The organism is Falsirhodobacter halotolerans (assembly GCF_022899245.1).
GTDB classification, from domain to species: domain Bacteria; phylum Pseudomonadota; class Alphaproteobacteria; order Rhodobacterales; family Rhodobacteraceae; genus Falsirhodobacter; species Falsirhodobacter halotolerans.
On the sequence record NZ_JALJAZ010000001.1, the window covers coordinates 2,410,928 to 2,429,272 of the forward strand.

17 protein-coding genes are annotated in these 18,345 nt (G+C 68.9%); 6 read left to right on the forward strand and 11 right to left on the reverse strand.

What is annotated here, in order from left to right; all coding sequences use genetic code 11:
• Positions 1–4 precede the first annotated feature (4 nt).
• From MU449_RS12565 to MU449_RS12580, 4 genes are all read right to left on the reverse strand, one after another.
• Complete coding sequence (locus MU449_RS12565; RefSeq protein ID WP_244738576.1) at positions 5–769, reverse strand: glycerophosphodiester phosphodiesterase family protein; 765 nt, start codon at positions 767–769, stop codon at positions 5–7.
• Positions 769–1,230: a RidA family protein gene (locus tag MU449_RS12570; protein ID WP_244738577.1), complete on the reverse strand. Its 462-nt coding sequence runs from the start codon at positions 1,228–1,230 to the stop codon at positions 769–771. The genes MU449_RS12565 and MU449_RS12570 overlap by 1 nt, the downstream gene beginning before the upstream one ends.
• Positions 1,231–1,291: 61 nt before the next feature.
• Positions 1,292–2,569, reverse strand: coding sequence for an HlyD family type I secretion periplasmic adaptor subunit (locus MU449_RS12575; RefSeq protein WP_244738578.1), 1,278 nt, complete (start codon positions 2,567–2,569; stop codon positions 1,292–1,294).
• Positions 2,566–4,293: a type I secretion system permease/ATPase gene (locus MU449_RS12580; RefSeq protein ID WP_244738579.1), complete on the reverse strand. Its 1,728-nt coding sequence runs from the start codon at positions 4,291–4,293 to the stop codon at positions 2,566–2,568. The genes MU449_RS12575 and MU449_RS12580 overlap by 4 nt, the downstream gene beginning before the upstream one ends.
• A 102-nt stretch (positions 4,294–4,395) precedes the next feature.
• Here MU449_RS12580 and MU449_RS12585 point away from each other — a divergent pair, with 102 nt between their 5' ends.
• On the forward strand, positions 4,396–5,250 hold the full coding sequence (locus tag MU449_RS12585) for an MlaA family lipoprotein (protein ID WP_244738580.1): 855 nt from the start codon (positions 4,396–4,398) through the stop codon (positions 5,248–5,250).
• Positions 5,240–5,860, forward strand: a complete 621-nt coding sequence (locus tag MU449_RS12590; protein ID WP_244738581.1) for an MlaC/ttg2D family ABC transporter substrate-binding protein — start codon at positions 5,240–5,242, stop codon at positions 5,858–5,860. Before MU449_RS12585 ends, MU449_RS12590 begins: the two co-directional genes overlap by 11 nt.
• 54 nt (positions 5,861–5,914) lie before the next feature.
• Here MU449_RS12590 and MU449_RS12595 read toward each other — a convergent pair whose 3' ends face one another.
• Positions 5,915–8,137 (reverse strand): transglycosylase domain-containing protein, encoded by a 2,223-nt coding sequence (locus MU449_RS12595; RefSeq protein WP_244738583.1) that lies wholly within the window; start codon positions 8,135–8,137, stop codon positions 5,915–5,917.
• A gap of 259 nt (positions 8,138–8,396) precedes the next feature.
• Between MU449_RS12595 and MU449_RS12600 the strand changes: the two genes are divergently transcribed.
• Positions 8,397–8,735 (forward strand): P-II family nitrogen regulator, encoded by a 339-nt coding sequence (locus tag MU449_RS12600; protein ID WP_244738585.1) that lies wholly within the window; start codon positions 8,397–8,399, stop codon positions 8,733–8,735.
• A 37-nt stretch (positions 8,736–8,772) separates the two neighbouring features.
• Positions 8,773–10,125: an ammonium transporter family protein gene (locus tag MU449_RS12605; RefSeq protein WP_244738587.1), complete on the forward strand. Its 1,353-nt coding sequence runs from the start codon at positions 8,773–8,775 to the stop codon at positions 10,123–10,125.
• Between the two features lie 46 nt (positions 10,126–10,171).
• On the opposite strand, the gene MU449_RS12610 is transcribed toward MU449_RS12605, so the two are convergent.
• Genes MU449_RS12610 through dapA form a run of 3 tightly spaced genes read right to left on the reverse strand, consistent with a single transcriptional unit; the run spans position 10,172 to position 12,717 of the window.
• Complete coding sequence (locus tag MU449_RS12610) at positions 10,172–11,332, reverse strand: amino acid aminotransferase (RefSeq protein WP_244738588.1); 1,161 nt, start codon at positions 11,330–11,332, stop codon at positions 10,172–10,174.
• Positions 11,332–11,802 (reverse strand): SsrA-binding protein SmpB, encoded by a 471-nt coding sequence (gene smpB, locus MU449_RS12615; protein ID WP_244738589.1) that lies wholly within the window; start codon positions 11,800–11,802, stop codon positions 11,332–11,334. Before smpB ends, MU449_RS12610 begins: the two co-directional genes overlap by 1 nt.
• Before the next feature lie 39 nt (positions 11,803–11,841).
• On the reverse strand, positions 11,842–12,717 hold the full coding sequence (gene dapA / locus MU449_RS12620) for a 4-hydroxy-tetrahydrodipicolinate synthase (protein ID WP_244738590.1): 876 nt from the start codon (positions 12,715–12,717) through the stop codon (positions 11,842–11,844).
• A 146-nt stretch (positions 12,718–12,863) separates the two neighbouring features.
• Between dapA and MU449_RS12625 the strand changes: the two genes are divergently transcribed.
• On the forward strand, positions 12,864–14,771 hold the full coding sequence (locus MU449_RS12625) for a lytic transglycosylase domain-containing protein (protein WP_244738591.1): 1,908 nt from the start codon (positions 12,864–12,866) through the stop codon (positions 14,769–14,771).
• On the opposite strand, the gene MU449_RS12630 is transcribed toward MU449_RS12625, so the two are convergent.
• Together MU449_RS12630 and mnmC2 are read right to left on the reverse strand one after the other, a co-directional pair.
• On the reverse strand, positions 14,749–15,642 hold the full coding sequence (locus tag MU449_RS12630; protein ID WP_244738593.1) for a DMT family transporter: 894 nt from the start codon (positions 15,640–15,642) through the stop codon (positions 14,749–14,751). The two genes, MU449_RS12625 and MU449_RS12630, sit on opposite strands and share 23 nt — an antisense overlap.
• On the reverse strand, positions 15,639–16,325 hold the full coding sequence (gene mnmC2 / locus MU449_RS12635) for a tRNA (5-methylaminomethyl-2-thiouridine)(34)-methyltransferase MnmC2 (RefSeq protein ID WP_425310501.1): 687 nt from the start codon (positions 16,323–16,325) through the stop codon (positions 15,639–15,641). The genes MU449_RS12630 and mnmC2 overlap by 4 nt, the downstream gene beginning before the upstream one ends.
• A 42-nt stretch (positions 16,326–16,367) precedes the next feature.
• On the opposite strand from mnmC2, the gene MU449_RS12640 reads away from it, so the two are divergent.
• Positions 16,368–17,393, forward strand: a complete 1,026-nt coding sequence (locus MU449_RS12640) for an FAD-dependent oxidoreductase (RefSeq protein ID WP_244738597.1) — start codon at positions 16,368–16,370, stop codon at positions 17,391–17,393.
• On the opposite strand, the gene MU449_RS12645 is transcribed toward MU449_RS12640, so the two are convergent.
• Entirely contained in the window at positions 17,390–18,334 is a 945-nt protein-coding gene (locus MU449_RS12645) for an endonuclease/exonuclease/phosphatase family protein (RefSeq protein ID WP_244739074.1), read from the reverse strand. The two genes, MU449_RS12640 and MU449_RS12645, sit on opposite strands and share 4 nt — an antisense overlap.
• Positions 18,335–18,345: the final 11 nt, after the last annotated feature.

An 18,345-nucleotide genomic window follows, 5' to 3' on the forward strand; every position in this document is an offset into this window, starting at 1 on the left:
CCCCCTAGTGTGGCGCGGCGGGCGCGGGAAGGTAGCCCTCGAACGTCACATTTCCGGCAATCCGGCGGGCCTCAGCCTCGGCCTCGGCGGAGCGGATGGTCCAGCACAAAAGCGCCGCACCTTCGGATTGCAGCTCGCTCACCCGGCCACGGGCCAGATCGGCGGCCTCATGCGACAGGAAGCTGGCGGCCACCGCGTCGTAATCCGGGATCTCGCGCCGCGTGTCGCATTCGGCGTGGCTCAGCTCCGGCCACTCGTCATAGGCATAGGCGCAGGTCGTCAGCCCGCGCGGAACATGCGGGGCGTGGCGCGCCATATGGGCCATGCTGGCCGGTTCGAAGGACATGACGGCCACGGGGCCGGAATACCCCTCCAGCGCCGCCGCCACCGCCTGTTCCAGACGCCCGTCGGCGGGGGCCTGCGCCTTGATTTCCACCAGCAAGGGCACCTGCCCCGCCACCAGGGCCAGCATCTCGGCGAAGGTCGGGATTCCTTCGTCGCCGTGGCGCAGGGGGATGGAACCCAACTCCGCCGCCGTGCGGGCGGACAGGGGGCCGGTCGCCCCGGTCAGGCGGTCCAGATCGTCGTCGTGAAACACCATGGCCACCCCGTCGCGCGACAGGTGCAGGTCGATCTCGATCCCGAACCCGCCCGCGATGGCGGCGCGCGCCGCCGCCCGCGAGTTTTCAGGCCGCCCCGCCGCGATGTCGTGCAAGGCGCGATGGGCGATGGGGCGGTCCAGAAAGGCGGGCGGCAGCGGGATGCGCATCAGACGATCTCGAAGATGCCCTCGATCTCCACCGCGACGCCCATGGGCAGGCTGGCCGCCGAAACCGCGGAGCGCGCGTGCCGTCCGGCATCGCCGAACACCGCGACCAGCAGGTCCGACGCGCCGTTGATGACGGCGGGCTGATCGGTGAAGTCGGGGGTGGAGTTGACGAAGCCCGTCAGCTTGACCACCCGCTTGATCCGGGACAGATCGCCGCCGCAGGCCGCTTTCGCCTGCGCGATCAGGCCCAGCGCGCAGCTTTCCGCCGCGGTCTTGCCCGCCGCCACATCCATGTCCGCGCCCAGCTTGCCCACCAGCGGCTGGCCGTCCTTGCGCGCCACCTGACCCGAAACGTGGACCAGCGCGCCCACCTGCACATAAGGCACATAGTTGGCCACGGGGGCCGAGGCTTCGGGCAGGGTCAGGCCCAGTTCGGTCAGGCGGGTGTCATAGGCGGTCATCGCGATGTTCCTCATGTCGATTTGTCGCGACGGTAGCGGGCGGAACGCGGGCCTTCAACCCTCAGCTTTCGCGCATGGCCCGGTCGAAATACCCCGTCAGCGGTTGCAAGAGATAGGCGAAGGGCGACCGGCTTCCCGTGCGGATGAACGCCTCGGCCGGCATACCGGGGATCAGTCCTTCGGGCGGAAGGCCCGCCTCGTCCAGACGCAGTTCGGCGCGGTAATAGGGCACGCCCCCCTCCTCGCGCAGCGTGTCGGCGGAGACCGAGACGACGACGCCCTCCGCCTCTTTCGACATCGGATCGCGCAAGGCCGACAGCACGACGCGCACCGGCTGACCCGCCCGCACCTCGTCGATATGCAGGGGGGGGATCCGCGCCTCCAGCAGGCGGGGGCGCTCCTGGGGGATGAGGTGCATCACCACCTCGCCCGCACGGACCACGGCCTGCGGCGCGGTCACCGCCATCGCCAGCACCACGCCCGCCCCCGGCGCGCGGATGTCCAGCCGGTCGATCCGGGCCAGAAGCGCGCGCTGCCGCTCGCTCAGCTCCATCCGCTGATAGGCGAAATCGCGCATCTGGGTGATCGCCTCCTCCCGCCGTTCGGAGGTCAGGCGCAACTCCTCCATCGCGACTTCGGTCACGCGGCCCTGCGCCTCGGCCTTCTGTGCCGCCAGCGACCCCATCTCGCCGTCCAGACGCGCCTGTTCCCGCTCCAGCGCCAGCACGCGGCTGACCTGGGTCAGACCCTGTTCCAGAAGGTGGCGCTGATCGGTCAGTTCGCGGCGGATCAGATCCAGCTGGGTCGCGACCGCGCGGCTTTGCGCGTCGATCCCGTCGATCTGGCTGCCGATCTGGGCCTGACGGCGGCGAAGCTGGTCCAACTGGCGGGCGAACGTGTCGCGGCGGGCCACGAACAGACGGACCTGCCCCCGCATCTGGCGGCCCACCTGCGCGTTGGTCGTTGCGGCCTGCGTCAGGTCGGGGGGAAAGGCGATGGCCTCGGCGCCGTCGCGTTCCGCCTCCAACCGGCTGGCACGGGCGATGATCTCATACAGTTGCCCTTCCACGATGGTCAGTTCCGAGCGCAATTCGCCCCCGTCCAACCGCAGCAGAAGATCGCCCCGCGCCACGGCCTGCCCTTCGGCCACCAGCACATCGGCGACCACGCCGTCATCGGCGGCCTGCACCACCTGCCGCAGCATCTGCACCTGCACCTGCGCGGGCACCACGACCGCCCCGTCGATCCGGGTCATGGCACCCCACCCCCCCATGCCCGCGACCAGAAGGCCGATGGCCAACACCCCACCCAGGATCAGGCCGCGCATCGGGGCGATCATGCGACCTCCTCCGCCGCGCGGACGATTTCGGTATGGTTGCGGACCATGCGGCGCAGGATGTCGGCGCGCGGGCCGAAGGCGCGGCTGGCCCCGTCCTCCATCACCATCAGCAGATCGCAATCCTGAATGGCGGCGGGGCGGTGGGCGATGACCACGACCGCGCAGCCCCGCGCCTTGGCCGCGCGCACGGCGGCGTTCAGCGCCTCGGTCCCCTCGGCGTCCAGATTGGCGTTGGGTTCGTCCAGCACCAGCAGCACCGGATCGCGGTACAGCGCGCGGGCCAGGCCGATCCGCTGGATCTGGCCGCCCGACAACCGCCCGCCATTCGCGCTCAGCCGCGTGTCGTAGCCTTGGGGCAGGCGCAGGATCATCTCATGCGCGGCGGCCGCGCGGGCGGCGGCGATGACCGCGTCGGCCTCCGGCTCGGCCAGACGGGCGATATTCTCGGCCACCGTTCCGTCGAACAACGCAACGCGCTGGGGAAGATAGCCCACATGACCGCCCAGCGTGTCGGGGGCGTATTGATCCAGCGTCGCCCCGTCCAGCCGCACCTGCCCCGCCTGCGGGGCCCACAGCCCCACCAGCGCGCGGGCGAGCGAGGATTTCCCCGCCCCCGAGGCGCCGATGACGCCCAGCGCCTGCCCCGGTGCCAGCGTGAAAGACAGATCGCGCAGGGTGGGCTGGGACGCCCCCGGCGGGGTCAGGGTGATGCCCTCCACCCGCAGATGCGCGGCGGGGCGCGGCAGGGGCAAGGGGTCCGCCTCGGCCGGAACCTCGGTCAGCAGGGTGGCCAGACGGTCCGCCCCTTCGCGGGCGCGCACCACCAGCGTCCATTGCCCGATCACCGTTTCCACCGGCGCCAGCGCGCGGCCCAGCAGGATGGACGAGGCGATCATCACCCCCGCCCCCACCGCCTGTTCCAGCACCAGCCACGCGCCCAGACCCAGCATCGCCGATTGCATCATCAGACGCAGGGTGCGCGTGGCGGAGGAGAACGCCCCCGTCCGCTCCGCCCCCGACAGGGCGTGGACCAGGCCCTGACGGCGCGCCACGGACCAGCGGCGGAACGCCGCACCCGTCATGCCAAGGGCGCGCACCGTCTCCCCCTCGGCCCGCAGGGCGTGGGCCATTCCCTCCGCCTCGGCCCCGGCGCGGCCCGCTTGGGTCAGGGGGCGGTGCGACAAGTGGCGGTTCAGCAGCGTCATCGCGATCAGCACCGCCCCCGACACCAGCGCCAGAACCCCCAGCGCGGGGTGGAACAGGAAGATCAGCCCGGCAAAGACCGGCGTCCAGGGCAGGTCGAACAGCGCGGGCACGATGGGCGAGGCGAGACAGCGCTGCACCGCCTCAAGATCGGACTGGCTCATGCGGGCGGGCACATCGTCCGGCGCGCGGGCCGACCGGCGCAGCGCGGCGCGGAACACCCGCAGGTCCAGCGCGTCCTGAAACCGCGCCCCCACCCGCGCCATGATCCGCACCCGCAGCACATCCAGCCAGCCCATCACCGCAAACAGCGCCACCGCGAGCAGCGACAGGGCGACCAGCGTCTCCTCCGACCGGGCGGTCAGAACGCGGTCATAGACCTGCATCATGTAAAGCGGGCCGGTCAGCATCAGCAGGTTCACGACCATCGAGAACACCGCGACGGCCATCAGCGCCCCACGAGAGGCCCAGGCCACCGACCGCACCTCCTGCGCCCCCACCGTGGCATTTCTGCGCGTCATCGCGATCCCCGTTCCCCTGAAACATTGTCAATTCCGCGCGAGCCCCATATTGCACTGGGATGTATGTGCGGGCGTGGGCCGGTCGCTTGGGGGAATCAGTAGATGATGATGCTTAACAATACGTATCGCCGCGTGGGCCGGACACGCGTCTCCGCCGTGGTCGCCATGTCCGCCCTGGCCCTTCTGACCGCCTGCGGTCCCGCGCCGCAAGCCAGCGGCACCTATGACCCGCAGGAGGAGATCAACCGCCAGCGTCACGAGTTCAACAAGGGCTTCGACCGCACCCTGCTGCGTCCCGCGTCGCGGGGATACGGCACCGTGGTTCCCGGCCCGGTGCGCACGGGCGTGTCGAACTTCGCCGAGAATCTGGAACTGCCCGGCGACGTGATCAACGGCGTGTTGCAGGGCCGTCCGGGCGCCGCGCTGGAAAACACCGCGCGCTTTGTCGTCAACACGACCGTCGGCCTTCTGGGCATCTGGGATCCGGCCAGCCGCATCGGCCTCGAAGGCCGCTCCACCGATTTCGGTGAAACGATGTATGTGTGGGGCGTCGGCGAAGGCGCCTATGTCGAGCATCCGTTCCTTGGACCGTCGACCGAACGCGACACCTGGGGCAGGATCGTCGATTACGGCCTGAACCCGCTGCGCTTCCTGATCGAGACGCCCGAAAGCACCTATGCCACGGCGGCCAAGGGGGGCGAGATCCTGGACGACCGTTATCGTTACGACGCGACCATTGACGATCTTTTGTACGACAGCGCCGACAGCTATGCCCAGGCCCGTCTGGCCTACCTTCAGAACCGCAGATATACATTGGAGCAGGGTTCCGCCGGAACCATGTCGGCGGATGACGGGTTTATAGACCCGTATGCGGACGCAACGGACGGGGCCCCCGCCCCGGTCGCCGCCGCGCCCACCGACTTCATCGACCCTTACGAGGACGCTAATGCCCAATGATCTGACCTTCCCCGCCATCGACCGTCGCATGGTCATGGGCGGAATGCTGGCCGGCGGTGCGCTGGTCGCCCTGCCCGGCATGTCGTTCGCCCAAGGCGGTGCCGACGCCGCCCGTGCCGCCGTGGAACAGGCGGTCGCCGCCGTGAACCGCACCATCGCCTCGGGCAAGTCCGAACAGGCGATGTATGGCGATTTCGAACGCATCTTCGCGCAATATGCCGATGTGCCCACCATCGCCCGCTCCACCCTCGGCGTGGCCGCGCGGCAGGCGACGGCCAGCCAGCTTCAGGCCTATACCCAGGCCTATCAAGGCTATGTCTCGCGCAAATACGGCCGCCGCTTCCGCGAATTCGTGGGCGGCCAGATCGACGTGACCGGCGTGAACCCGATCAAAAGCTACTATGAGGTCGTCTCGGTCGCCCGCACGCGCGGCAATTCGCCCGCCGACGTGCGCTGGCACGTGTCCACCAATTCGGGCAGCCCGCGCTTTTTCAACATCATCATCCAAGGGGTGAACATGTTGGCGTCGGAACGGACCGAGGTGCAGGCCATTCTGGACCAGCAGGGCGGCAGCATCGACCGGCTGACCGAGGCGCTGCGCCGCGCCTGATTGCCCCCCCCACCCGACATAAAAGCCCCGCCGGATCGGCGGGGCTTTTTTCGGTCACCCGCCGAAGGCGCGGCGCACGTCGTTCAGGATGCGCTCGGCCACGTTCGGCTCCTGCATCGGCGGCGGCGGGGGCGGGGCCACGGGGGCCGCGTCCTGCACCGGCTGGTTGGTGGGCGCGGCCGGAGGGGTGCGCGGGGCGGGCACGATCTTGCGCAGCGGCGTCATCGGACGCCCCTCCTCCACCCGCGCCATCACCTCGCGCCAGATGTCGGCGGGCAGACCGCCGCCCGTGGTTCCCTGCAGCGGGGTGTTGTCGTCATACCCCATCCAGACCCCCACGACGTAATCGGCGGTGAACCCCATGAACCACGCATCCCGCGCGGCCTGCGTGGTGCCGGACTTGCCCGCCGCCTCGCGCCCGCCGGGAAGCTGCGCGCGCCGCCCGGTTCCCGTCTCGATCACCTGCGTCATCATATAGGTCAGAAGCTGCGCCGCCTCGTCCGAGATGACGCGTTCGCCCGTGCCGCCCGATTGGCCGATCAGGGGCGTGTCGTCGCCCCGCAGGCGCAGGTCCAGAAGGCCGTAGGGATGCACCGCCGTCCCGCCGTTCAGAATGCCGGCATAGGCGCCCGTCATTTCCAGCAGCGTCGCCTCCGACACCCCCAGCGCCAGAGAGGGGGCGTTCACCAAGTTCGACCGGATGCCGAAGGCAGACGCGACGTCGATCACCCGCTGCCGCCCCACCGCCTCGGACACGCGCACGGCCGGAATGTTCAGGGATTGGGCCAGCGCCTGCGTCAGCGTGACGACACCGCGGAACTTGTGGTCATAATTCGACGGCGTCCACGGGCCCGATCCGGGAATGTTCAGCGTGAAGGGCACGTCCTCCACGAAATCCGCCGGGCTGAAGCCTTCATCCATCGCGGCGGCATAGACGAAGGGCTTGAACGCCGATCCCGTCTGGCGCAGCGCCTGCGTCGCGCGGTTGAAGCTGCCCGCCGGTTCGACGGTGCGCCCGCCGACCATGCCGCGCACGGCCCCGTCGGCGGACATGACGACCACCGCCGTCTGCGCCTTGGATCCGGGGCTGACCTTTTCGCGGAAGACGGCCGTGACCGCCTCCTCGGCCTTGCGCTGGATGTCCTGATCCAGCGTGGTGTGGATGATCACATCCTCGGTCGTGTCGCGGGTCAGGAATTGCGGACCCGATTCCATGACCCAGTCGGCAAAGAAACCGCCGGTGCGGCTGGACGCGGCCTCGGACAGGCGGGCGGGATTGGCGATGGCCTGCTGCGCCTCTGCCTCGGTCAGATATCCTTGGGTCTGCATCAGCCCCAGGATCAGGTTCGCGCGGTTGGTCGCCCGTTCCAGACTGTTGGTCGGCGCGTAATAGGAGGGCGCGCGCAAAAGGCCCGCCAGCATGGCCGCTTCCGAGGGGGTCACGTCGGCGGCCGATTTGCCGAAATACCGCTGCGCCGCCGCCTCGAACCCGCGCGCGCCGGCCCCCAGATAGACGCGGTTGAAATAGATCGTCAGGATGTCGGCCTTGGAATACTTGGCCTCCATCGCCAGCGCATAGGGCACTTCCTTCAGCTTGCGCCAGATGGTTGTGCGGCGGCAGTCGGCCTCGTAATCGGCCTCGCTGTCCCATGTGTCACGGTCGAAGGGCACGCCAAGGCACAGAAGCTTGGCCACCTGCTGGGTGATGGTGGACCCGCCATTGCCCTCCAGCGGACCGCGCCCTTCCCGCAGGTTGATCGCGATGGCCGAGGCGATGCCGCGCGGGCTGACCCCGAAATGGCGATAGAACCGCCGATCCTCGGTCGCGACCACCGCTTCGCGCAGATATTCGGACGCGTTGTCCGAGGTCAGCGTGCCGCCATAGGTCTCCCCCCGCCAGGCGAAGGTCTCGCCGTTCTCGTCCAACATCGTGACCGAGCCGCGGACGCGCGCGTCTAGAAGCTCGTTCACCTGCGGCAGGGTGGAGGCGAAGTAAAGCGTGGCCCCCCCCACCACCAGCGCCAGAACCAGGGCCGCGCGCCAGAAGATGCCCCAGACCACGCGGCGCACCAGCGTGAAGATCCCCAGAACGAAGGCGACGATCGGGTTGCGGGATTTGCGCGGGGCGGGTTTGCGCGGGCTGGGCTTGCGACCGGGGCCCTTGCCCCCGCCGCCACTGGACCCATTGCCGCCACGTCCGCCGCCCGATCCCTTGCCGGGGGGTTGCGCATATCGCCGATCCGCCACCAAGGGGGTCCGCCTTCCCGCTCCACTCATTGCCTGTCTGCCCTTCGGTCCTTTTTATGCGCGCCATCATAGCGGCAAACGCACCCGATGTTTAGGCCGCGTTCGCCGGACAGGCGGTTTTTGATCCGCCGTGATTTTCATCGAATCGCCGCCTTGGTGGTGAAAATCGCGGCGGTTCACGATTCAGCTGCCTTATCTTTCGGCGGAACATTGCCCGATGCCCGAAAACGCTGCCTTTCTGCCATGGCACGCCAGACGGGGCTGCCCACCGGACGAGGGGACGCGAAACGTGAAACTGATCATTGCAGCAATCAAGCCGTTCAAGCTGGAGGAGGTCCGCGAAGCCCTGACCGCCATCGGCGTCCGCGGCATGATGGTAACGGAAATCAAGGGCTTCGGATCGCAGTCCGGCCATACCGAAATCTATCGCGGGGCCGAATACGCGGTGAATTTCGTGCCGAAGGTGCGGCTGGAGATCGTCGTGTCGGACGCGCTGGCCGAACCCGTCGTCGAGGCGATCGGCAAGACGGCCAAGACCGACAAGATCGGCGACGGCAAGATCTTTGTCTTGGATGTGGAACAGGCCGTCCGTGTTCGGACCGGCGAAACGGATGACGACGCGTTGTGATCGCGCGATTGGGGATTATGGGACAATGAAGCAACACATGAAAACCGCAGGACTTGCCGCGCTGATGGCGCTGGCCGCCCTGCCCGCGCTGGCGCAGGACGCCCCGGTGGAGGCGACCGAGGCCGTCGCCACCGCCGTGCCCACCGACGTCGCCTTCATCCTGAACACGCTGCTGTTCCTGATCGGCGGCTTTCTGGTGTTCTGGATGGCGGCTGGTTTCGCCATGCTGGAGGCGGGCCTTGTGCGGTCCAAGAACGTGGCGATGCAGTGCCTGAAGAACATCGCGCTCTTTTCCTTCGCCTGCACCATGTATTACCTCATCGGCTACAACCTGATGTATCCCTTGGGCAACTGGTCCATCGGCTCGGATGAGACGGGCGGCTATCTGGGGGCCTTCGGCGTCGCCATTCTGGAAGCGGTCGGCGTGGGGGCCGACGGGGTGGACGATTACTCCTATGCCTCCACCGGGTCGGATTTCTTCTTTCAGGTGATGTTCTGCGCCACCACCGCGTCGATCGTGTCGGGCGCGCTGGCCGAACGCATCCGCCTGTGGCCCTTCCTGATCTTCACCCTGATCCTGACCGCGCTGATCTATCCGATCCAGGCGTCGTGGAAATGGGGCGGCGGTTTCCTGGATGCGGCGGGCTTTCTCGACTTCGCCGGCTCCACGGTCGTTCATTCGGTCGGTGGCTGGGCCGCGCTGGCGGGCGCGCTGATCCTTGGGCCGCGTCTGGGCAAATATGTCAACGGTCGTGTTGTCGCGTTTCCGGGGTCCAACCTGACGCTGGCGACGCTGGGCACCTTCATCCTGTGGCTGGGCTGGTTCGGGTTCAACGGCGCGTCGCAGCTGGCGATGGGCACGATCAGCGATGCGGCCGACATCAGCCGCGTCTTTGCCAACACCAATTCGGCCGCCGCCGGCGGGGCGATCGCCGCCCTGATCCTGACGCAGCTGATGTACAAGAAGGCCGACCTGACGATGGTGCTGAACGGCGCGCTGGCGGGCCTTGTGTCCATCACCGCCGAACCGCTGACCCCGACGCTGGGCGGCGCGCTTCTGATCGGGGCCGTGGGCGGCGTTCTGGTCGTGCTGGTCGTGCCGCTGCTGGACCGGATGAAGATCGACGACGTGGTCGGCGCCATTCCGGTGCACCTTGTCTGCGGCATCTGGGGCACGCTGGCCGTGGTTCTGTCGAACCCCGACGCGACGCTGGGCGCACAGCTTCTGGGCATCGTGGTCGTCGGCGTGTTCGTCTTCGTGGTGTCGGCGGTCGTCTGGCTGATCCTGAAGGCCACGATGGGCCTGCGCGCCTCGGCCGAGGATGAGATGATGGGTCTGGACAAGGCCGAACTGGGGCTCGAGGCCTACCCCGAGTTCACCAAGCTCTGATCCCGGTCCATCCGAACCGGAAAGCCCCGCCCCCGGCGGGGCTTTTTCATGCGGTGACCTGGGCGATGGCGCGGGCCAAAACCGGAACCGTGTCCGCCGTCAGGCCCGCCACGTTCATCCGGCTGTCGCCCAGCATGTAGATGCCATGCCGGTCGCGCAGCGCCTCCACCTCGGCAGGGGAAAGGCCGAGGCGCGAGAACATGCCCCGATGCTCGGCCACGAACCCGAAGCGGTCCGACCGGCATTCGGCCCGCAGCGCCACGGCCAGCGCCTCGCGCAGGGCCACCATGCCGCGCCGGATGCCGTCAAGTTCCGCGCGCCAATCCGCCTCCAGATCGGCGGAGGTCAGGACGGTCGCCACCAGCCGCGCGCCGTGGTCGGGCGGGAACGAATAGGCCAGACGGTTCAGCGCGGTCAGGTTGTCCTGCACCACATCGCCGCCGCCGGTCGCGATCAGCACCCCGGTCCGTTCGCGATAGATGCCGAAATTCTTGGAACAGGAGGCCGCGATCAACGCCTCGGGCACCTGCGTCACCAGACGGCGGGTCGGCAGGGCGTCGTCCTCCACCCCCTCGCCAAACCCCTGATAGGCCATGTCGATCAGCGGCAGCGCGCCCCGATGCGCCAGTATCCGCGCCACATGCGCCCAATGGGCGGGGCGCAGGTCGGCCCCCGTCGGATTGTGGCAGCACCCGTGCAGAAGAATGACATCCCCCGCCGCCACCCGCTCCAGATCCGCCATCATCCCGTCCACGTCCAGCCCGCCCGTCGCCGTGTCGAAATAACGGTAGGTGGCTTGCCGCAGGCCCACGGCCGAAATCAACGCCGGATGGTTGGGCCATGTGGGATCGGGCAACCAGATGGTCGCGTCGGGGCGGGCCAGGCGGATCAGTTCGAACGCCTGACGCAGCGCGCCGGTGCCGCCGGGCGTGGCGATCGCCGCGCCGGTATCAGGGCCCAGCACTAGCCGCCGCATCGCGTCCAGAAAGGCCGGATCGCCGGGCATCGCGGTATAGACCTTGGTCTCCTCCGCCGCCCACATCCGCCGCCCCGCCTCGCGCACCGCGCGCATTACCGGCGTCCGGCCCGTCGCATCGCGATAGACGCCGACCCCCAGATCGACCTTGCCGCCGCGCGGATCGTCGCGGAACATCTGCATCAGCCGCAGGATCATGTCGGGGGCTTGCGGCCGCAGGGCGTCGAACATCAGTGCCCCTGTTTCAGCAGGCGCTGCTTCTGGCGGTCCCAATCCCGCTTGGCCGAGGTTTGGCGCTTGTCGGCCAGCTTCTTGCCCTTGGCGATCCCCAGCTTCAGCTTCACCACGCCCTTTTCATTGAAATAGAGCTTCAGCGGCACGATCGTCATGCCGTCGCGCCGCGTGGCCGACCACAACCGGCCCAGTTCGCGCCGGTTCACCAAGAGCTTGCGCCGGCGGCGTTCCTCATGCCCCCAGGTCTTGGCCTGAAGGTAGGGCGCGATATAGCCGTTGATCAGCCACAGCTCCCCATCCTCGACGCTGGCATAGCTGTCGGCGATGTTGGACCCACCCTGGCGCAGGGATTTCACCTCGGACCCCAGAAGCATGATCCCCGCCTCCAGGTCATCCTCGATGGCGTAATCGAACCGCGCGCGGCGGTTTTCGGAAATCAGCTTGCTGTTCGGATCGGATTTGGTCATCGCGTTCAGATAGGGGGCGATCCCGCCCCCGTCCATAGGTCAGTTGAGAAGACCGGCATGGCGCATCGCCGCGTCGATCCGCGCCTTCACCCCGTCCGTCACGCCCACCAGCGGCAGACGCACCTCGTTCGTGCAGCGCCCCAGACGCGACAGCGCGTATTTTGCGCCCGCAAGGCCCGGCTCCAGGAAGATCGCCTCATGCAGGGGCATCAGGCGGTCCTGATACTCCAGCGCCCGCGCGTAATCCCCCGCCAGCGTCGCGGCCTGGAATTCCGCGCACAGGCGCGGGGCCACGTTGGCGGTGACGGAAATGCACCCCACCCCGCCATGCGCGTTGAAGCCCAGCGCGGTCGCATCCTCGCCCGACAGCTGGACGAAATCGGCCCCGCAGGTGGCGCGCTGCTGGCTGACGCGTTCGATCTTGCCGGTCGCATCCTTGACCCCCACGATGCGCGGCAGCTTGGCAAGCTGGCCCATCGTGTCCGGCGTCATGTCCACGACCGACCGGCCCGGGATGTTGTAGATGATGATCGGCAGGTCGCAGGCGTCGTGCAGCGCGGTGTAATGGGCGATCATCCCCGCCTGCGTCGGCTTGTTGTAATAGGGGGTGACGACCAGCCCCGCATCCGCCCCCGCCTCTTGCGCAAAGCGCAGAAGGCCGATCCCTTCGGCGGTGGAATTGGACCCCGCCCCGGCGATGACCGGCACACGTCCGGCAGCATATTCCACGACCCGCGCCACCACCGTGCGGTGTTCGTCATGGGTCAGCGTCGGGCTTTCGCCCGTGGTGCCCACCGGCACCAGCGCCGAGGAGCCTTCCTCGATCTGCCAGTCCACCAGCTTCTTCAGCGTGTCCAGATCCAGTGCGCCGTCCTTGAACGGCGTCACGAGGGCGGGAATGGACCCTTTGATCATGACACGCTTCCTTTCTGCATGGGGCTGTTCGCCCGTCATTCGATGCCCGTGTCATATCGCCGCCCGTCCCGTATAACAAGCTGTCGCGCCCGTGCTGTCGCGCTTGTGTGTTGCGGCGCGGACGGGGGTTTGGCACAGTCGGCGCCATGCGATCCACGGCCCTTCTTCTCTGCACGCTCCTCCTTGCCCCGCCCGTCATGGCGGACGAGGCGACATCCCTCGGATCCGCCCTGCGTCTGGCGCAGGCGCGCGATTGGGCGGGGGCCACCGCCGCGACCGACGGCCAACTGGCGCGCGACATCATCGAATGGCAGCGTCTGCGCGCGGGCGACGGCAAGCTTCTGGACTATGAGACCTTCCTGTCGCGCCATCCCGACTGGCCGGGCCTGCCCTTGTTGCAACGGCGGGGCGAAGGTGTGATCGGCACCACCGATCAGGCGCCGCGGATCACCGCCTATTTCCGCAACCTCGCCCCCCAGACGGGGGCGGGCGCGATCGAGCTGGCCCGTGCGCAGATGGCGCAGAACCGGCTGGAGGAGGCGCAGGCCACCGCCCTGCGCGCCTGGCGCACCCTGACGCTGACGCCCGACGAACAGGCCACCCTGACCCGGATGTATCCCGACGCGCTGGCGGCCGAGGACATCGCCCGCGCCGACCGCCTTTTGTGGGAGGGGGAGGCCGCGCAGGTTCAGCAGATGCTGCCGCGCCTGACCCCGGGCTGGCAGGCGCTGGCCCGCGCGCGGATCGCGCTGCGCACCGATGCGGCGGGGGTGGACGCGCTGATCGAGGCGGTGCCCGCCGACCTCGCCGCCGATCCCGGTCTTGCCTATGAACGATTCGCCTGGCGGATGCGCAAGGGCCGGTATGAAGACGCGACCGCGCTGATCCTGGCCCAGACCGATCTGGGGCGGCCCGCCGTCTGGGCGCGGTATCGCGCCTTTCTGGTGCGGGAATATCAGGCGACCGACCCCGACCTCGCCTATCGCCTGGCCGCAGCCCACGGCCTGACCGAAGGCGGCAGCTTTGCCGATCTGGAGTTTCTGGCCGGGCACATCGCCCTGCGTCGCCTGAACCGCCCGGAGGCGGCGCTGGCCCATTTCCGCCATCTGGGCGACGGGGTGGGCACGGAAATCAGCCTGTCCCGCGCCTTTTACTGGGAAGGGCGCGCGCAGGAGGCGATGGGCCAACCCGACGCCGCCATGGCCGCGTTCGAGGAAGCGGCGTTGCAATCCTCGGCCTATTACGGGCTTCTGGCCGCCGAACGGCTGGGGCGGCGGACCGATCCCAAATGGCTGACGGTCACGCCCCCGGTGGACTGGCGCGGCGCGGCCTTCACGCAATCATCGGTCTTTGCGGCGGCGCAGCTTCTGCTGGCGGCGGGCGATGTGGCGGATGCGCGGCGGTTCCTGCTGCATCTGGCCGAAACGCAGGATGCCGAGGGGCTGGCCGCCATGGCCGCCTATGCGCTGGAGATCGAGGAGCCGAACACCGCGCTTGGCGTGGCCAAGCAGGCGGCGTTGCGCGGTGTGATGCTGCCCGCCGCCTATTATCCCACCCCCGCGATGGTGCCCGACGGCCTGCCCGTGACGCGCGCCCTGGCCCTGGCGATCACGCGCCGGGAATCGGAGTTCAACCCGACCGTCGTCAGCCCGGCGGGCGCGCGCGGGCTGATGCAGGTGATGCCCGACACCGGGCGGCGGGTGGCGGCCAGCGTGGGGGCGTCCGGCTACACCCCCGGCCTTCTGACCTCGGACCCCGCGTTCAACGTGCGCATGGGATCGACGTATCTGGCGCAGATGGTGGAGGAGTTCGGGCCGTCCGTCGCGCTCATCGCCTCGGCCTACAACGCGGGGCCGGGGCGGCCGCGCGCCTGGATCGGCCGGCTGGGCGATCCGCGCGACCCGAATGTCGATATCGTGGATTGGGTGGAGGATATCCCTTTCGCCGAAACCCGCACCTATGTGATGCGGGTGGTCGAATCCCTGGTGATCTATCGCGCGAAGCTGGCGGGGGTGCCGATCCCCGTCCGCGTCACGGACGAGCTGCGGGGATAGGTTTCTCCCCCCGCACATTGGCCCGCCACAGGGTGAACAGCCCCGCCGACACGACGATGATCGCGCCGACGACGATGTTCGTGCCCAGGGGTTCGCCCAGAAACACCACGCCGATGATCGCGATCCACACCAGTTGCAGGAACGAGAAGGGCTGGATCGCGCTCGCCTCGGCATGGTCATAGGCCTTGGTCATGCACCAATGGCCCAGAATGCCCGACACGCACAGGGTCAGCATCCAGGGCCAGCTTCCCTCGGCCAGCGGTTCCCAGAACCAGGTGCCCAGGATCGTCACCGTCACCGCCCCCGACACGCCCGCCCAGAAAAAGCTGACCGAAGCGCCGTCTTCCGCCGCGACATAACGGGTCAGAAGGCCATACATCGCGAACAGGAACGCCGCCAACAAGGGCAGGACCGACCAGAACGACAGCACTCCGGCCCCCGGTTGCAACAGGACCATGACCCCGACCAACCCCACGCCCACCGCCGTCCAGCGCCGCCAGCCGACGTTTTCGCCCAGGATCGGCCCCGACAGCGCGGCCACCATCAACGGAAAGCAGGCGAAGGCCGCATGGGTCGCGACCAGCCCCAGCTTGACGAAGGCCACGACCATCACGCAGATCTCCAGCACCAGAAGGATGCCCCGCGCGATCTGGATCAGCGGATAGCGCGGGCGCAGCACCCGCCGCAGCCCCCCCGGCTGGCGCAGGGCCAGTGCGATGACGAACAGCGCGAAGAACCAATAGCGGATCATCACCACGACGAAGACGTTGTTCGCCTCGCCCAGATGGCGCGACACGGCGTCCTGCAGGGAAAACACGACCGTGGAGGCGACCATGAACAGGATGCCGAGGCGGGTGTTCTGTTCGGTCATGTCATCTGTCCCCGTGCCATGTGGCGTTTGTGGCCGAAGCCCGCCGTGCGGGTGACGGCAAACCCCGCCGCCGCCAACGCGCGGCGCACATGGCCTGCGGCGGTATAGGTGGCGAAGGTGCCGCCCGCCGCCGTGTGCTGTCCGACCTCGGCCATCAGGTCTTCGGACCAAAGCTCGGGGTTCTTGGCGGGCGAGAAGCCGTCAAGGAACCACGCATCCGCCGCGCCGCCCCATGCGGGCAGCGTGTCACGCGCGTCGCCCACGATCACCTCCGCCTCCAGATCGGGCAGGTGGATGCGGCGGGCGCCGGCCGACCAGTGCGCCAGGATCGGCGCGGCCACCTCCGCCACCTCGGGGAAGGCCGCCAGAGCGCGAGCCATGTCGGGGGCCGCCATCGGAAACGCCTCGAACGAGGTGAAGCGCAGCGGTGTCGTCATCCCCGCCGCACGCCACAGGATCAGCGCGGCGATCAGGTTCAGGCCCGTGCCGAAGCCCAGTTCCGCGACGTGAAATCCGTCCCGGAACCGCGCGGGCAGGTCGTTGCCGTCCAGAAACACGTGCCGCGTTTCCGCCAGCCCGCCCGTCAGGGAAAAATAAGGATCGTCAAAGCGGGTGGAGACCGGAATCGCCCCGTCCCGCCATTCAAGCTCTGCCTGCATCGGAATCTCCGTTGCGCCTTCCATGCGCCTCTGGCGCGAAAAGCGCAACCGCCGTATCAGGGGGGCATGTTGCCCGATCTGGTCATCCACGGCGCCGGTATTTTCGGCCTGTCCATCGCGTGGGACGCGGTGCGTCGGGGTGCGCGGGTGCAGGTGGCCGATCCGCACGGCATCGGCGCGGGGGCGTCGGGCGGCGTGGTGGGGGCCTTGGCCCCGCATGTGCCCGAACAGTGGAATGCCAAGAAGGCGTTCCAGCTGGACAGCCTGCTGATGGGGCAAGACTTCTGGGCCGGGGTGGAGGCGGCGGGCGGCGTGCCTTCGGGATATGGCCGCACGGGGCGGTTGCAGCCCTTGGCCGACGCCGCCGCCGTGGATCTGGCGCGGGCGCGGGCCGAGGGGGCCGACCATCTGTGGCAGGGCCGCGCGGCGTGGCGGGTGGTTGAGGCGCCGGATTGGGCCCCCCCCTCGCCCACCGGGCTGGTGATCGAGGATACGCTGACCGCCCGCATCGCGCCGCGCCGCGCGCTGGCGGCGCTGGCCGCCGCGATCCGTGCCAAGGGCGGGGTGATCGGCGCGGATGCGCCCTCCGGTCCGCCCGCGATCTGGGCCACGGGGGCTGCGGGGCTGGCGGCGCTGTCGGACGATCTGGGCCGCAAGGTCGGCACCGGCATCAAGGGGCAGGCGCTGGTGATGCGGTTCGATGCGGCCGATCTGCCGCAACTGTTCGTGGACGGGTTGCACATCATTCCCCATGCCGATGGCACTGTGGCAATCGGATCGACCACCGAGAACGAGGCGACCGACCTTGCGATCGACGCGCAGGTCGAGGCCCTGCGCGATCGGGCCGCGGCGGCGGTCCCCGCGCTGGCCGCCGCGCCGGTGATCGAACGCTGGGCCGGATACCGCCCCCGGGCGCGGTCCCGCGCGCCGATGCTGGGCGCGTGGCCGGGCCACGTGGGGCGGTTCGTCGCCAATGGCGGGTTCAAGATCGGCTTCGGCATGGCCCCCAGGGTGGCGCAGGTCATGGCCGATCTGGTGCTGGAGGGGCGGGACACCATCCCCGACGGCTTTCGCGTGGAGGACAGTCTTTAGGGCCGGTCGATCTCCACCCAGATCGGCCAATGCGACGACGCCTCCCGCGCAAGGGGGCCGTCGATCAATCCGGCCCCCGTCACGGTCAAGCCCGCTTGCGGCAGGATGTAATCCACGCGCAGCGGCCCCGCGCTGTCATATTCGGCGGTGGGGCGATCGGTCAGCGCCTCGGGATCCTGAAGGGCGGGATGGGTCAGCAGCCGGTCGATCCCGGCCCGCAGGCCATCGCCCCGCACCGGATCGGCATTGGCATCGCCCAGAATGACGAACGGGCCATCGGGCGGAGGAAAGGGCAGACGCCCCTCGATCAGATCGGCCCAGAAGACGATCTCGTCATGGTTGCGGCGGCCGTTGCGATCCTCCGGCCCATCGAAGACCGGGGGCGTTGCGTGAAAGGCCAGAAGGCGCAGCGGGCCGGAGGGCAGGATCACCTCCACCTCCCAATGGGCGGTGGAGGACAGGCGCTGGACCGCCCGCGCGTCCTCGGTCATGCCGTCGAACAGCAGGGCATCCGGCAGATCGGCCCACAGGACGTCCGAAAAATCCCGCACCGCGCCGATGGGATAGCGCGACAGAACCGCCATGCCCCCATCGCCGGAAAAGAAGCCGAACCCCTGCGCGTCATCCGGCCCGCCCCGCTGCCCGTCAAGGTTCAGGTCCAGCCCCGTCGCCATGCCGCTGTTGGGCAGGCGCGCAAAGACATGGGGATAGGGGGCGTCCAAGAGATCGTTGAACGCAGCCAGCGCGGTCAGGTTCAGATCCCAATCCACATCGGTCAGCAGGATCACGTCGGCGTCCGTCGCCCCGACCATCGCGGCGGCGGCCAGCACCTGCGCGTCGCGCGTCCAGATGTCCTGCAGCAAAAGCCCCGGCCCCTTGCGCGACAGGCCCGCATTGTAGGTGGCGATGCGCACCGTGTCGGCCAGCGCGGCGCACGGCATCACGACCAGAA